Annotated in this window: 10 protein-coding genes; 3 read left to right on the forward strand and 7 right to left on the reverse strand. The window is 59.5% G+C overall.

Translation table 11 applies throughout. The features are described 5' to 3' along the window. Nucleotides 1-11 precede the first annotated feature (11 nt). Entirely contained in the window at nt 12-4,865 is a 4,854-nt protein-coding gene (locus tag CAG02_RS18635) for an NEL-type E3 ubiquitin ligase domain-containing protein (RefSeq protein WP_256576899.1), read from the reverse strand. Between the two features lie 804 nt (nt 4,866-5,669). Here CAG02_RS18635 and CAG02_RS18640 point away from each other — a divergent pair. The 3 genes from CAG02_RS18640 to CAG02_RS18655 all read left to right on the forward strand — a co-directional run bounded on the left by CAG02_RS18640 (nt 5,670) and on the right by CAG02_RS18655 (nt 8,474). Next, nucleotides 5,670-6,620, forward strand: coding sequence for a DUF4760 domain-containing protein (locus CAG02_RS18640; protein WP_139831880.1), 951 nt, complete (start codon nt 5,670-5,672; stop codon nt 6,618-6,620). Between the two features lie 268 nt (nt 6,621-6,888). Then, nucleotides 6,889-8,223: an S-type pyocin domain-containing protein gene (locus CAG02_RS18650; RefSeq protein WP_085710841.1), complete on the forward strand. Its 1,335-nt coding sequence runs from the start codon at nt 6,889-6,891 to the stop codon at nt 8,221-8,223. After that, entirely contained in the window at nt 8,223-8,474 is a 252-nt protein-coding gene (locus CAG02_RS18655) for a bacteriocin immunity protein (RefSeq protein ID WP_085710842.1), read from the forward strand. The genes CAG02_RS18650 and CAG02_RS18655 overlap by 1 nt, the downstream gene beginning before the upstream one ends. A 24-nt stretch (nt 8,475-8,498) precedes the next feature. On the opposite strand, the gene CAG02_RS18660 is transcribed toward CAG02_RS18655, so the two are convergent. The 6 genes from CAG02_RS18660 to CAG02_RS18685 form a co-directional block, all read right to left on the reverse strand. Beyond that, nucleotides 8,499-9,047, reverse strand: a complete 549-nt coding sequence (locus CAG02_RS18660) for a lysis system i-spanin subunit Rz (protein ID WP_085710843.1) — start codon at nt 9,045-9,047, stop codon at nt 8,499-8,501. Then, entirely contained in the window at nt 9,029-9,688 is a 660-nt protein-coding gene (locus CAG02_RS18665; protein WP_085710844.1) for a glycoside hydrolase family 19 protein, read from the reverse strand. The genes CAG02_RS18660 and CAG02_RS18665 overlap by 19 nt, the downstream gene beginning before the upstream one ends. 57 nt (nt 9,689-9,745) lie before the next feature. Continuing rightward, a complete protein-coding gene (locus CAG02_RS18670) occupies nt 9,746-10,795 on the reverse strand; it encodes a phage late control D family protein (protein ID WP_085710845.1) in 1,050 nt (349 codons plus the stop codon). Between the two features lie 94 nt (nt 10,796-10,889). After that, the gene (locus CAG02_RS18675) at nt 10,890-11,096 is read right to left on the reverse strand and encodes a tail protein X (RefSeq protein WP_085710846.1); all 207 of its coding nucleotides are present in this window, start codon (nt 11,094-11,096) and stop codon (nt 10,890-10,892) included. After that, complete coding sequence (locus tag CAG02_RS18680; protein ID WP_085710847.1) at nt 11,071-11,916, reverse strand: phage tail protein; 846 nt, start codon at nt 11,914-11,916, stop codon at nt 11,071-11,073. The genes CAG02_RS18675 and CAG02_RS18680 overlap by 26 nt, the downstream gene beginning before the upstream one ends. 12 nt (nt 11,917-11,928) lie before the next feature. Then, complete coding sequence (locus tag CAG02_RS18685) at nt 11,929-14,409, reverse strand: phage tail tape measure protein (RefSeq protein WP_085710848.1); 2,481 nt, start codon at nt 14,407-14,409, stop codon at nt 11,929-11,931. Between the last annotated feature and the right edge of the window lie 30 nt (nt 14,410-14,439).

Genomic DNA, 14,439 nt, shown 5'->3' on the forward strand with positions numbered 1-14,439 from the left:
CCAGCCCGGGATCAGACCCCGGGCAGGACGCAGGATCCCGATTCGATCAGTTCCAACACCTGTCCGGTCAACCGTTCGAGCAGGGCCTGCTCCGATTGCTCCAGCTCCGTGGCGCACCGGTTCATTTCGTTCAGATAATCGGCGGAACTGAGCTCTTCCGCCCCGTCGAACAACGCCTGGATTTCCTCATGATGAGGTTCGCGGGCTTCTTCGAACTGCTGCGCAAAACTGTTTTTCACGTAGTTGCTCCAGAAGGGTTGGCGAACCAGAAACGTCACCCACTCCGGTGAAAGCTCCGCGCTTTGGACCCGATTAATGGCCGTAACAAGTTCGTCCCCCGTCACATCGGCGAGCGCCGCGTAACGCATATGCGAGGGTTGGCCCGGCAGATCGAGCGCTCGGGACAGCCCCGTGCGATAGGCCAGGGTCACCTCCAGTGGATCGAGTGACTCCTGAGTGACTGCATGTTCGGCCGCAATCAGATCAACCTGCTCTAGCCGGAACAACCCCCTCGCCAGCCTGATCAGCGACGTCGCCGAAGGCTGGCGGCCGTCGCCGATGCGAGTCACGCGGTTGACGTGTACCGCGACCTCCAGATGACTGAAGTTGATCGCGGCATTATCGGTGCAGTTGATCGGGTTGGCCGCCAGATCGAAAATCTGTTCGCGCAGCTCGGCATCGGCCTGTGTGGCTTCCAGAACGGCCCAGACCCGACGGGACATCTCTTCGCGCACATACTCGGATTCGGCGGTGTTGCCCAGCTCCGCCAACAAGTGAAACAGCCCTTCGGACATCGGATCATCGTTGATTGCGGTCCACATCTGCAAACGCGCAGAACCCACCGTGCCCCCCGTTTCGGTCAGCCATATCGAACGTGCCTGATACTCGTCGAGTCGCGCAATATCGTTTTCCAGATAGCCCATACCGATCCCGACTTTCCTGCGATAGTCTTCCAGCCGGGTACTGCTGGGGTCTGAAATCGGGTTGTTGCGCAGATTGATCGTTTCGCTGAAACCTCTCGGTGTTTCAAAGAGCCACTCGGGCAAATCGCGGATGTCATTGTCACGCAGATCGACCCGATCCAGACTCGGCAGGCGCTCCAGTCCCTTGGGCAGCTCGGTGGTGCGTGTATTGCGCACAGACAGATCAACCAGTTCGAACATGTTGCTGACGTCCAGCGTCGCCCCCAGCGGGTTGTCTCTCAGATTGAGGCTTTTCAGATTGCGCATCTGGGAGAGTTTTTTCAGGGAGTATTCGGTCAACTGGATCCGGTTGCCTGCCAGGCTCAACTGCCTGAGGTGGGGCATGTTCGAAATCACCTCGGGCAACAGGGTCAGCCTGTTGCGGTCCAGGTCCAGAAACTCGACGTTCCTGAAAGCCTTGAGGAAATAGGCGACATCATTGTCCAGATGCATGTTTTGCAGGGACAGACGCTTTACATGATCGAACGACAGCCCCACCGGCAGCACCGGCAGTTTGCCGCAGCGCATGCCATCGAGAACCAGCCTGTAAACCGGGTATCCAGACTCTGCGGGAGCGAATATCAGACGCCGGAAGCAGTCCTCGATCTCGTATGCCACGATCTGCCGGCAATCGTGTGCTTCGGTCAATACGCCTCCCATGGCCTTTATCGCTGCTTCATCCTCTTTCCAGGTATCCAGCACTTCGCGCAGTCTTTCCAGATCCTCCTGCAACTTCCGGACGCGAATGGCGCGGGTCAGGTGATCACTGCCCAACCGATCAAGAAATTCACTGGCCTGTGCGTCGGAAAACAGGGGATAGAGCCTTTTCACCTTGCGCAACAAACGACGCGGATGCGTGACCGGTTCAACGGGTGAATCGGCGAGCATGCACACAGGCTCGGAGAGCTCCGGATGCAACTGCTTACCCGCAATGACCCTGGCGCACCCCTCACGTTCGTCCAGCGCACAGTCCAGAAGTTTGAGTCGCAGACGATAACCGTCGTCCGGCCTGGGTTCCGCAAATCCGATGGCTTTGCGCTGGCGCAACGTAAGCCCTTTGAGGATCGCGTGGTAAAGGCTTTCCGGTCCGGAAACCACATGGCCGAGCGATTTCCTGTTGCTGCCAAACACTTCGTAACCATTGTCGAGTCTGACCAGGGTGCATGAACTCGGCGTCACGAGCGGCTTCACGCCCAGGGTTTCGAGCAGGTCGCCATCCAGCTTTTTCGCCCGGACCTCCAGATAGAATTCCGGGTCCCATCCGCTGAGCTGCGACAGCAAGCGGATCGCCAGTTTCTCGGTATCGGCGCTGGCGATATCGGCAAGGTAAAACCCCGTCAACGCCTGATCCACACGCACGTCACTTGCCGCCTGACGAGCTCTCTGTGCAAAGGCCATGGGCATCCGTCCGGTGTTGCGCAGGTGCACCCGCTCAACTGTCGGTGTGCGCTTGAGCAACTCGCGCGCCGACCTCACCGGAAGCCCGGGATGAGCGCTGTGCACTTTCAGCAATTCGCCGGTGACCTCTCTGTCGAGCCCTCGGTAGAGGTGCTCGAAGGTCGGCCTGCGATCGGCCTTGACCGCGGCGCCGATCACCTTTGCCAGTTCTCCGCCGGCATCGGCCGGGGTCACATTCCTGCCCACCAGTGCCTCCACTTCAGCGGGACTCAAGCCGTCAATGACGGTCTGCAACAGCTCACCCTTGTCGAGCTGGGCGTCGCTCACAATGACACTCACGGTGTCATCGTCAATCGAACCGTGAGGAAAGGTTGCGGTGATCTTTCCGCTCTCGTCGACAACCTTGATGTAGCGATCCTGTGGCCAGTTCGCAAGCCCGGGCAAGGCCTGCAACTGTTCCTGTACATGGCGTGGATCGTTCGCTTCGCCACGCTCCATGGCAGTAACGAACTCACGCACCCTGCGCTCAAGCCCGAACCGTTCGATCATGTCGCGCATACGCGGTGCAAGCGGCAGGCCGTCATCGCTCAGACGATGCAACTCATCGAACCGAGTGTCGCTCAGCCGCCGGATCATCTCCAGGCGACTGTCTTCAAAACGCGCGAGCTGCGGATCGATACGCTTGAGGGTATAGGCCCCGGACCAGTGCTCGCTGGGTTCAGAGGCGTGACGCCAGCCACCGTCCTGGTTGCGCCTGAGTATCGGGGCATAAGCCTGCGGGCGGAGCGGATGCTGGATGCGCCAGGCCCTGGAAACCGGGTCCAGTGCTACGGCATAGGTTCGCTCGTCAACACGGACAAAGGTCTTCCCGGCGACCCGGTACAAGCCTGTTGTATCCGGTTCGGGACCGGCCTCTGCCGGCAGAGGCTGCTCGTAGGCACTCAGTTGCGGCCTCCACAACCGGGGCTGGGCATTGCGCCCCAGAATGGAAGTGAATGGTCGGAAAAAGTCCGGATGCTTCTGAACTGTCTTGATCACCAAGGATTTCACCCCCTTGATCCCGGCACCCACGGCGACCATCAGCGCAATGTTTTCGGCAACGCTGAGCAAATGCGAGAACGCCTCCTGACGGTCACCACGACTCCAGTCCTCGATCCCCTCGTACACCTCTGCAAGCATCTGGCCGATGGCGACGCCCATCATCAGTTGCCCCAGCACCGGTACGACAAAACCGGCGACATTGGCGACCGTCAAGCCAAGTTCCAGGTAATGGAGCAAGCGCTGCTTGCGCTCCTCTTCATCGACATCGGCAGTCGGCACCGCCAGCGCGCGCGCATCGAGCTGCAGCTTGCCGACATGGCTCTTGAGCATGAAATCGAACAGCGGATCGGTCATCTCCAGCTGTTTGACCTGCCCCAGGCTACCGGTATCGGCAATCGTCTGGAAAAAACCGACCTTGTCGACCTCGCCGATGCAGTGTGAAAAATAGCTCTTGTAACTTCCCAGCCCCAGGTTGAATTCCAGATAGGCGATGAACGCCGTGAAGCTTGTGTATTCGAACAGCGGCTGATCCGGCTCTCCGGGCATGTACACCAGGCACCATTGATCCGGATCCTGTTCGACCGATCGCTCTGAAAACACCACGACGCCCCAGATGCAGCTGTCGAGCAATTCAATGCCCTGCATGATCAACGGTCTGCCCTGGTATTGAAGGTTCTGGGCGGTGGCGACGCCAGCTGCATCGATCAAGCGTTGAACGGTCTGAAAGCCTTCCGGGGAGACGTGCTCTTTGAGCAGCGCCAGATGCAGATCCAGCTGCAGCATCTGTTTTTTCATCAACGTGATATTGCGCACAATGGCGCCGGTGGCGACCCGCTGACCATTGACCTCCCTGACTCCGAAAACCTCCTGGAAATGCAGTTGGTATTGCTGGCCGAGGTCCAGCTCCCGACAGAACCCGGCAAACGCTGCGGGCGTCAGGCCCGGGATGCCGTCAGGCATGCTGGCGATCCGCAGCAGGCTGCCTTCCGGGAAATAATCGGCTTGTGTCTCGTCATCGGTGAAGTTCTGCATCGCCGCTTCCAGCAGCGTCGGGGTGGCAGGAGGAACGACCGCCGCTCCTCCGCCAGGCTGGGTTACCGGCTTGCAGCCGCAATAACTTCCGGGCAGCTCGAGATAGTCCTTCTCGACATCGAACACCACTGACCATCGGGCAGTCAGGGCACTGGTCAGTCGTGCGATGCAAAAGTCCTTCAACGATTGCAACCGGCTCATGTCTGTTTCGACTTGCGCCTGCTTCGTATGCAGGTCGCGCGAGGTCTTGTCCAGTGCAGCCAACGTGTCGGCGCTGGCGTTAAGCAGTGCGAGGGGCAGGGTTTTCAGCAAGGTCTGGGCGGTGTCCAGATCGCCTGTGGCCTCCAGCAGAAAGCTCAGTTTCTGTTCATCTGTGAGGGGGGGCGATGTGGACGAATCCGGTGTCGTGGGCATGGGCATGGGCATGGGCATGGGCAATATTCCTTTATTGCTGTTGAGTCCCTTCACCTTATCGATCCCGGCGATGAATAAAAAACACGGAAAACTGCCCGTTCAATCCAGCAAACCAGCAGCAATCCGTATGTTTTGAATACTTATCTACTACCTCTGGCGCCCTGCAGGATGCTAATGGCCCACCGGTCAGACCGACACGCTTATAACCGATCGTTCTAAAACTCCCACATCCACACCGGGTCAGTTTCTGGGTACCGGCCATTTCGGCGCGGTTCAGCGACACCCTCCCCAACGGAAAAACCGGTAAGGACTTTATGTGCGGATTAGCTGGCGTTTTTGGTCTGGGGGTTTTAAAGGGTTTCAGGGGGCATTCACCCCCCTAAATCCCCCTCAAAAACGCAGGAATGGTACAAAAAGTGGTACGGAAATCCGGCCATCATTGTTGAAAAATGTAACGTGGAATGGGCAATCATCGACGGATTTGATAGAGTCCTTGCCCGCCTGGATTCGAGCGCGTACAGGCTTGGTGACTTTTGTAGATTTACGCGGTGGCGCTTGACTCAACGATGATGCTGGCCTAATCCTATGGTGGAAAGCACGCGTAAGACCCAGAACGATACTGGGAAAGTAAGGTCGTATTTTGAGGGAGCAGTTAACTGTAACCTCCTTGGAGAATGGCATTGCCATCTCAACTGGTTTCATAGGCAGGAGTTAGGGAAATGAAAGCGATGAAAATTGGCGTTGGTGAAGGTTGAAAAAATCCCCGTATAGAAAGAGGCTCCTTATAGGGGCCTTTTTTAATACCTATAATAAAGGAAGGACATGAACAAATTTTGGATTGGCGCAGGGGCTACTGCATTTGTATTGGGAATACTAGCGCGGATAGTCTTGTCCTACGGATTTCAACATCCGCTGCCATTCCCAATTGATCTGGTAGATGCCTTTATAGTCCTAACTGGCGCTCTCGTTGCGGTTCTGACAGTCCATCAGTTCATTCGCTCGAAGTATCCCGACACTAACGAAATGCTCCCTCTGTTTAGTGGTGTAATTTGGACGGTGATTGTGTCCAGCTATGTGATATTGCGTTACGAACCAACATATCAAACGTCTCTTTCGATCCTCGTAACCGGTGTTTTTGTGGGCATGGGGTGGTGGATCCAAGCAATTACGACAGCAGCAAATGCGCGCCGCACGCACACTTTGAACATCATCATGGCGTCTCGAACGAGTACCGAATATCAAGACCAGACGCGCGCAAGCTCAAAGCTGTATCGCTCAGGGGTGGTTTGTTCAGAGCTGGCAGAGTGGAGATTCAGCCCAAACAGGGATGAATTTAAAAATACCATTGTTCCGGACGATATAAATGACGCAATCAACGGCACCGTATACGTTCTTAATTACTTCGAGTTTCTAGCCCAAGGTATAAAATTCAGGGATCTTGACGACTGTTTATTGAGAGAGTGTTTTTCTGGAATTTTGGCAGGCATTGAGCGCCGCGGATTCCACATTATTATTGAAGCTCAAAAATCCGAGCCAAAGTGTTTTGAGGGGGTTATCAGGCTGACCAAGGACTGGAATGGTGAGTCGTATGTAGAAAAATACCGCGCGAACCCTGACAACGCTGCTGTGGGGGTCCGTTACCCGAGTGGTGCAGAGCTAAAAGCAATCCTCAATGCCAAATGCGTTGATCAGTCTGAGGAAACCATCGCTAAAGCGCCAGATGCGGCGAACGATGCCCCGACGGCAGCTGGCACTGGTAGCCTTCAGCGATAGCTTGACTCTAGCCGCACGTCATCTTTTCAAGGCAGCAAACATAGGCCTGGCACGCCTGCAGCGCAATCAATCCCCGGTCGCCTTCGTCGGTGATGACGACCATTCGTTGAGCAACGGCAGAGCTAGTTAGCTCGCAAACCTCTCCGCCGGCACATCCGCTGGGCGCAACATCAAAGTGCCTCCATTCAAACAACTCAATCAGAGCGGTTATTATCTCCGTCCGTTTTGCCTCAGAGCGGCATAAATCAAGGATTAACAAGGACGTTGCATGAGCGGTTACGTACCAAACCCGCCCAAGGGCTACCGCAACCGCGGCCAAGACCCTGTCGATATACATGCCCAGCGTTGGGCGGAATACAAAGATCTCCCACCCGAGAAAGACGCTGAGCCCAGCACTGTAGGCTGTGTGTTCACGAAGAGTTGTGACCTCCCTGATGGCGTGATCGATCACAAAAAACCATCTGGCTTCATTCCTGTCGAGAAAGTCGCCAATTTTGGCGAGTTCGCTATTCTTGGTGGCCGCCAAACTGATGCACAAGGAAACATCCCCCTCAAGAAAGTCAGCGGTGCTCTACCCGCTACCCTGGGAACACTTCTGCTGGGCGGAGCTGCTGCTTCGGCTACGGGTGTGTCTTGCGGTGGATTGTGCAGTGCTGGTGCTGCTATTGCAGCAGGGAGCACCGCAACAGGAGCAGGTGCCGCTGGTGGTACCAGCGTTATCACTGCCGGTGTAGCCGCTGGTGCTTTGGCGGGTGTAGTTGCATTGCTGTGGCCTTCGAGTTTGGGCGATAGCAGCCTCTACACAGAAGAACAACTTCAATCACTAAAGAAAGGCCGTACACGCGTTCGAATACATGTCGAGCAACAGGCGGATGGCACATTGAAGGGCTACGGGTACAACACTCAAAAGCGCACTGACTGGGAGATGATTCCAGTGGTGCAATTCAATGAGCAAGGCTCCCAGCAAGTGGCGGACTTTGGAGACGGGATAACCCTGATCTGGACTCCAGCTGTTGACCCATCTAGCACCTCAGGCATTCCCCCATTAGAGGGTGCTCCACAAGCCCCTCAGATCTGGATTTATCCGCCTACCGAACAGGCAGATAACATCATCGTCAGCCCGATCTACCCGGACGCTTACAAAGACTTCATCCTTGTGTTCCCGGCCGACTCGGGTGTACAGCCGCTGTACATCGTGATGAGTGTCAGGAATTCACCAGGTGTTGCAACAGGACAAGGTGAAGACGTGACGGGCATTTGGCTCGCCGGATCCAGTACGGGACTTGGAGCACCTGTACCGTCGCAAATAGCCAACCAGCTTCGGGGACAGGAATTCAGTAGCTTTGATGCGTTCAGGAAAGCGTTCTGGATGGCCGTAGCGAATGATCCAGAACTGAGCAAGCAATTCAGCTCTCGCAACCTGGCCGGCATGGCAAAAGGACTAGCTCCTGCTGCTCCTAAAATAGAGCATGCAGGAAAACGAATTGCATTCGAGCTGCATCATGTAGAGTTAATCAAGGATGGTGGCGCCGTTTACGATTCCGAAAACTTGCGAGCTGTTACACCACGGCGACATATCGACATACATAGAGGGATTGAGTGATGGATCTGAAGAGCAATCTTGCCGAGTACACAGAACAGGAATTCAAAGCCCTGATTGAAGCTATCGACGACGCTGACACGGAAGAGGCTCGAGGCGAATTGGTAGAGCATTTCAACAAGCTCGTACCTCACCCAGCAGGTAGCGATTTGTTGTTCTATCCAGAAGATGGAGCGGATGACTCACCAGAGGGCGTAGTGCAGGCAATCAAAGACTATTGCCTTGCCCATCACCTACAAAGCTTCAAAGCATAGAACTCTATTCGGGCCGGCACTTATCTACTTCGGTGCTGACACTTCTTTTGCGTAGGCCTGACACGCCTGCAGCGCGATCAATCCTCGATCGCCGTCGCCGGTGATGGCGACAATTCTTTGAGCATGCGCTGGGTCAAGTTCGGCTCTTGTGCCTGCATGAACCACGCCGCCGGCGCCGGCGGCGGCTGACACCCCGTCAGCGCCACCGGTGCGGCCGACTCCGGCGGCGAGTAGGACTGACAACCGGACATCAGCAGTGGCAAGGCGATCAGACAAGACTTGCTGAGCGTTCTTTGCATCGGATAGATCCTTGTAATGGGTTTCATCGTTGCGCTGTAGGCGCCCTTCCAGCGCCAGGCGCTTGCCCTGCTCGATCACCAGCGCGGCCACCATCGCTTCAGCGGCCACCTTGGCCACGTCGGCGGACTGGCGGGCCTGCTCGGCCAGTGCGTTACCGTAACGCCAGTCCTGAATCGCCCAACTGCCGGCAGCGCCGGCGCCGGCGATCGACAGCAGTACCAGGGCGACCACCCACGGCCGCGCCGGCGCCGGAATCAGATCGAGGATTGACATAGCACCGCCTTGGCCTTGGCCCACAGCTCGCGGCGCTCGACCTGCCCGGCGCTGGCCACGTTGATTTTCCGAGTGATGCCGTCGAACAACCCCGCGTCGGCCAGATCGTTAAGACCTCGATCCCACCAGTACCAGGCCGCCGACAGCGCGGCGTATTCCGGCTGCTCCAGCAGCTCGGGCCGATCGAGCAACGGCAAACCGAGCGCCTTGCCGCACAGGCGGTAGTTATCGCGACCGGTGATCTGGATCAGGCCGCGCCCTCGATAGCGGTAGCCGTCGCCGGACGCCTCGGGGCCGTTGCCCATCCGGCCGGCATAGACCCGGTTGCCCAGCTTTTCCGAGTTGTACAGATAGGCCTTTGCGGCCTCGATCTCGGCCGGATCGATGCGGCCGTTACGGTTGTCATCGAAACCCGACTTGAACAGCCGCGCGACCCGCTCGGCATCCCGGTAGTAAAGGCTTTCCGACAACTTGGTCAGGTGCTGCGACTCGTGCCCGCACTGCGCGATAAACGCGGCCTGGCGCACCGGCGACGTAATGCCGTAGCGCGCCATGGCCGTGCCGAGCGCGGACACAAAAACGCCCGCGACTGGGCGGGCGTTGGGGAGGATTTGCAGCAACTGCTGCTGATTGATGGGCATACCAAACTCCAGACATGAAAAAGCCGCACACGGCGGCTGATGGGGTTCTACTGCGGGTTACGCGAGGCTCACGACCTTGACCTGCTTCTTCTCCTTTTTGGCCTTCTTGCCTTTGGCCTTGGCTTTGCCGTTCTTGCCGCCGTTACATTCAACGGTGGTCGACCAACCGGCTTGGGTGTAGGTCTGCTCCACCGAGTCGGCCAGATACTCGCCATCGAGCCCGACCTTGAAGCCTTGGACGATCACCGAGCGCTCGGCAAAGATGTCGGTGCGGCCCTCCATTTCCAGGCGCACGCCGGCAGTGGAGCGGTTGAACGCTGCCAAACGCGCCTTGACCGCCGCCTCGGCCGCTGTCTTGTTCGGGTGAATATGCCGATCGGTATGCACCGCCGGCAGGCCCGCCGGGGCGTCGTCGTTCTCCAGGGAGACGACGGCGAGCTGGCCGGTCTTCTTGTCCTGATGCTTGGCCCCGACCGCCTTATGGGTGTTGCGATCGCCAAGGTGGAACTGCCAGCGGCTGACGTCGCCGCGCGTGATCACGATCGGCGCAAAGGCCTTGCCGCTCGCGGTCTGGCCACCCTGACGCGGCATGACCAGCAACTTGCCGTCGGCCACCTTGGCCGTGCAGTCGTATTGCTTGGCCAGTCGCGTGATGAAATGGAAATCGGATTCGTTGAGCTGGTCGGCCCGAACCACTTTCGTATTGACCGGGCAGACCGGCGACCAGCCGTTGCGCGCCGCGACATCGGCGACGATCTTGGACAGCGGCACGTTGTCCCAGCTTCCGCTACGCACGGTCTTGCCACTGCCACGCATGTCGCTGGCCTTGCCCTTGATCACGATGGTATCGGGCGGGCCGGACACGGTGACTTCATCCACCACATAGCGCCCCAACCGGGTCAGCTTGGTTTCGGCATAACCCAGATAGACCTCGATCCCGGCACCGCGCTTGGGCAGCACAATGGCGCCGTCGCGGTCATCGAGGCGCAGTTCGAATTCGTCCGATTCCATCCCGGTCTTGTCGGTGACGCTCAACTGCAACAGCCGGTCATTCAGCAGCGCCGTGATGTCGCTGCCGTCGGCCACAATTCGAAATCGCGGGGTCATGGATTGCTTCCAAAAGAAAGCCCGCACAGGGCGGGCCAAGTAGAGGGCGCGTTACGCGTAACGCGATGGGAGGCCGGCGACACTCCGGACGGGGTCAGTCCCACAGCGCGACCTCTTCAGACACGGCGGCCGGCAGATCCGGCAGCACGATCAGCACGCCGGCGCGGTATGGCTGTTCTTCGTCAGCCAGCCCCTGATTGGCATCCAGCACCGCCTCGACCACCCCAGCCAGGTCGCCGTAATAGTTATGACAGATGGTGTCCAGCAGATCCCCGTCAGATGTTCTGCATGTCGTCGCCATAGCGCACAAACTCCAGGTTGAAAGACTGCTTGCGCGGGATCCCGCCCGCCATCAACGCGCCCTGATCTTCATCCAGGCTTTTCAGGCACCACGTCCCCAGCACGTCGCCATAACCGGTGGTCAGGGTCAGCGGCTGAAGCTGGGCACCCAACGCGCGCAGGGTGTCGAGCTGCTTAAGACCACCCTTCAGGCCCGGAAAAATCACCCCTTTTAGGGTGATTTTCTCGTCGCCCATGCCCACCGCCTGCTGCGCCGGCCGCCGCGAAAGGCGCTCTTGCGAGGCCCAGCGGAATTCGGTCGTGCGCCGCAGCTCGTCAAAGGCGGCCGTGTCCAGGTTGAAGAAGTACGGCGCCGCCTTCGGGTCGCGCGGCTGAATGACCAGCAGGTGCGGAAACGGCTTGACCGCCTCCGGCGCCGGCGTCTGATCCGTGGCAAAGGCGCCGGTGGGCAGGATGTTGGCCAACGCCGGACTGGCCTTGCCGGCGATCTTGTTGATCGCCGTGGCGGCCTTCCCGGCCTGCTCCTTCAGCACGCCCAACCGCTCGTCGATCTGCGCCACCGCGCGGGTGGCCGTGCCGTACATGGCCACCACCCGCCCGACTTGCGCCTGGGCGGCATTGACCCCGCGCATGAGCCGCTGCAGCTTGGCCCCGACGGCCGGCCCGACCACGGGCAGGCCCTCCAGCTCGGACGCCGCCCCGGTGATTTCGCCGATCGCGCCATTTACCGGTCCCATCATGCCGTCCAGGCTGCGCCGGCCGGTTTCGCCGGCGGTGGTCAAGTATTTGAGCCCCGACTGCAATTGCCCCAATGCTTCCATGAATCCCCCGGATTAAACGTGCGGCGCATCGAACAGCTTGTTCGCTTCCTGCTGCTTGGCGAGGTCGCGATAGTGCTGATCGAGCATCGGCTTGAGTTTGTTGTAGAGCGCATTGGCATCCTGCACGTCGCCCTGCACGGTCAGGTTGAACGGCGCCTGAATATCCACCTTCGAATCGACTTTCACCGGCGCCGCCTCGGTCGGCTTGGCCAGCGGCCCGGCCTTGGCGTCGGCGCTGGCCGGCGGCAGCATCATCGCCCGGCCAACATCGCCGACTTGAAGCGACTTGTCCGCCGGCGCCGCCCCCGGTCGCGCCATCATCAAGGGCGCCGCCGGCGCGGCGAACGACTTGGCGATATCGCCCATCACCGGTTTGATGTCCTTGCCGGCGTTGGCCATCATCAGCGGCCCGGCATCCGGGACGCGTTTCAGCTCTTCAGACGTACCGAAATACTTCTTGCCCAGGAACCCACCCAGAGCGTCCCCGCCTTGGCTCCCCAAGTAGGCACCAATCAAGCCGCCGACGATCGTGCCGATGACCGGGACCGCCGAACCGATGGCCGCCCCCGCAGCAGCACCGGCCAACGTACCCGCCAATCCACCTGCAGCAGCGCCGTAACCCTCGGCCTTCTCATCCTGCGTTTCGGCGTTCTGGTAGGTGTCATAGGCCTTGAAGCCCGCATCCACCACAGCCACTACCGCCGTCCCCTTGACCATGTCGCCGACGCCCGGCCCCTTGTAATCGGTCTTCAAGCCGCCTCTGTGCCGCCTCCCCCCCTTCCTTTTCTTGCCATCACCGTCGACATCAAGATCCCCGGCATCCAGCCCGCCGCCCAGACCGCCGGCGCCCATATTGGTCACGATCACCTTTTGCGGGATGTTGGGGTTACCCATCATCGAGCCCCGGCCGATGTTCATCAGGCCCCGGGCCATCTTCAGGCCACTCCAGGCCGTGGTCAGGCCCGCCACGGCCGCGCCGGCCAACCCCAGCGCCGTCACCAGCCGTGGTGACTCTTCCGCCAACCGGCCCAGACTGCCGGTCACTCGCGTGAGACCGTCAGCCACCGCGTCCGTGACCGGCCGAATCGCATCCCCCACGGCCCGCATCGAGTCATCCAGGCTATGACCCATCTCGGCCCATTTCTGCGCCGAGGTCTGCCGACGCTCTTCCAGGTTCTTATCCAGAATTCCGGTCGCGCTCGCCGAATCCTTTTTCAGTTGCTCATACAGGTCCTTGTTCTGCATGAACGCGGTCAACGCCGCCTTGACCTGCATGTCGGCGAACAGATCACCGGTGCGCAAAGCCTCTTCCAGAGACTTCATCATGGCCTTGGCCTTCTCGGGGTCGGCCTCTTTACTGATAGCCGCCGTCGCCTTCGCCATCTCGGCCGCCCGTTTCGGATCGGTCGCTTCGATGTACTTCTGAGCCAACGCGAAACTGGATTCCAGCGTTGACTTGCCATGCTGCAGGCCGGTCTGCATCGACCCCTTGTAGTCGATGCCGGCCTTCTCGTAAGCCTTCACCGTCTCGCCCGAGCCGATTTTCTCCATCCAGTTCTTGAGGTTGTTGGCCGCCTCGTCTGAACCGCCGGCGGTCTTCATCTGCACTTGCAGCATGGCGCCCAACTGCGTCACCGAGTCCATGCCGGTGATGCCGAGCTTGCCCATGCCGGCCAGCAGCTCGGGGAACCACTTGGCCATGTCGACCGCTTCGAAGCTGCCCGCCTGCCCTTGGTAGGCGATGGCCTCAAGCGCCTTTTGCATCACCTCGGGGTCGGTGATCTTGGCGTTCTGCCCCAGGGCGTTGATCATCTTGGCCGTTTCGGTGCCTTCCGATCCCTGCCCCACGGCGAACTTGGCCGCCGTCGGCGCGTAGGACAGCGCTTTGTCCAGCTCCATGCCGGCACCCACCAGGGCGTTGACCAGCTCGGCCACGTCGTTGCGCGCCATGCCGGTGTTGCGCGACGTGTCGATCACAGTCTTGGATAGCTGCGCCTCTTCCGGGGTGTTGGCAATGTTGGCCTTGATCGCGATGTCGCGGATGATCGCGCCATAGTCCGCACTGACCTTGGTCGGAATGGCCGCCATCGCCGTCGCGGCGGTAGCCCGGCCGATGCTGCTGCGCAATTCCTGCTTGCCGGCGTCGAGCTGCATGTGGCCCTTGGCCGACAGCTCGGCACCCCGGGCCATCTTGCCCATCTGCGTGTAGGCCTTGCCGAGGTTGCGCACCTCCACGCCGTTTTTCTTCAGGGCGGCCAGATTGGCCTCCAGGCGCGCGCGCAACTTGTCGGCGCCCTTCTCACCATCCCGGTGCGCCTTCAGCCACTCTTCGCGCAGGCGCATGGTGTCGCCAATGGTCTTTTCCAAGACCCGGGCCTTTTTGCCCGTCTCTTCCAGCTTCTTGATCCGGCCGCCGACGTCCTTGAACGCCGCCCCCACCGTCGAGCTGATCGCCGCGCCAATGACCAGGCCCAGCGCGAGTTTATTCGCCATGTGCGTGTCCTACTTTCGCCGATTCAAAGG

The sequence above is a fragment of the Pseudomonas sp. R43(2017) genome, from assembly GCF_002112345.1.
Lineage (GTDB): Bacteria > Pseudomonadota > Gammaproteobacteria > Pseudomonadales > Pseudomonadaceae > Aquipseudomonas > Aquipseudomonas kribbensis.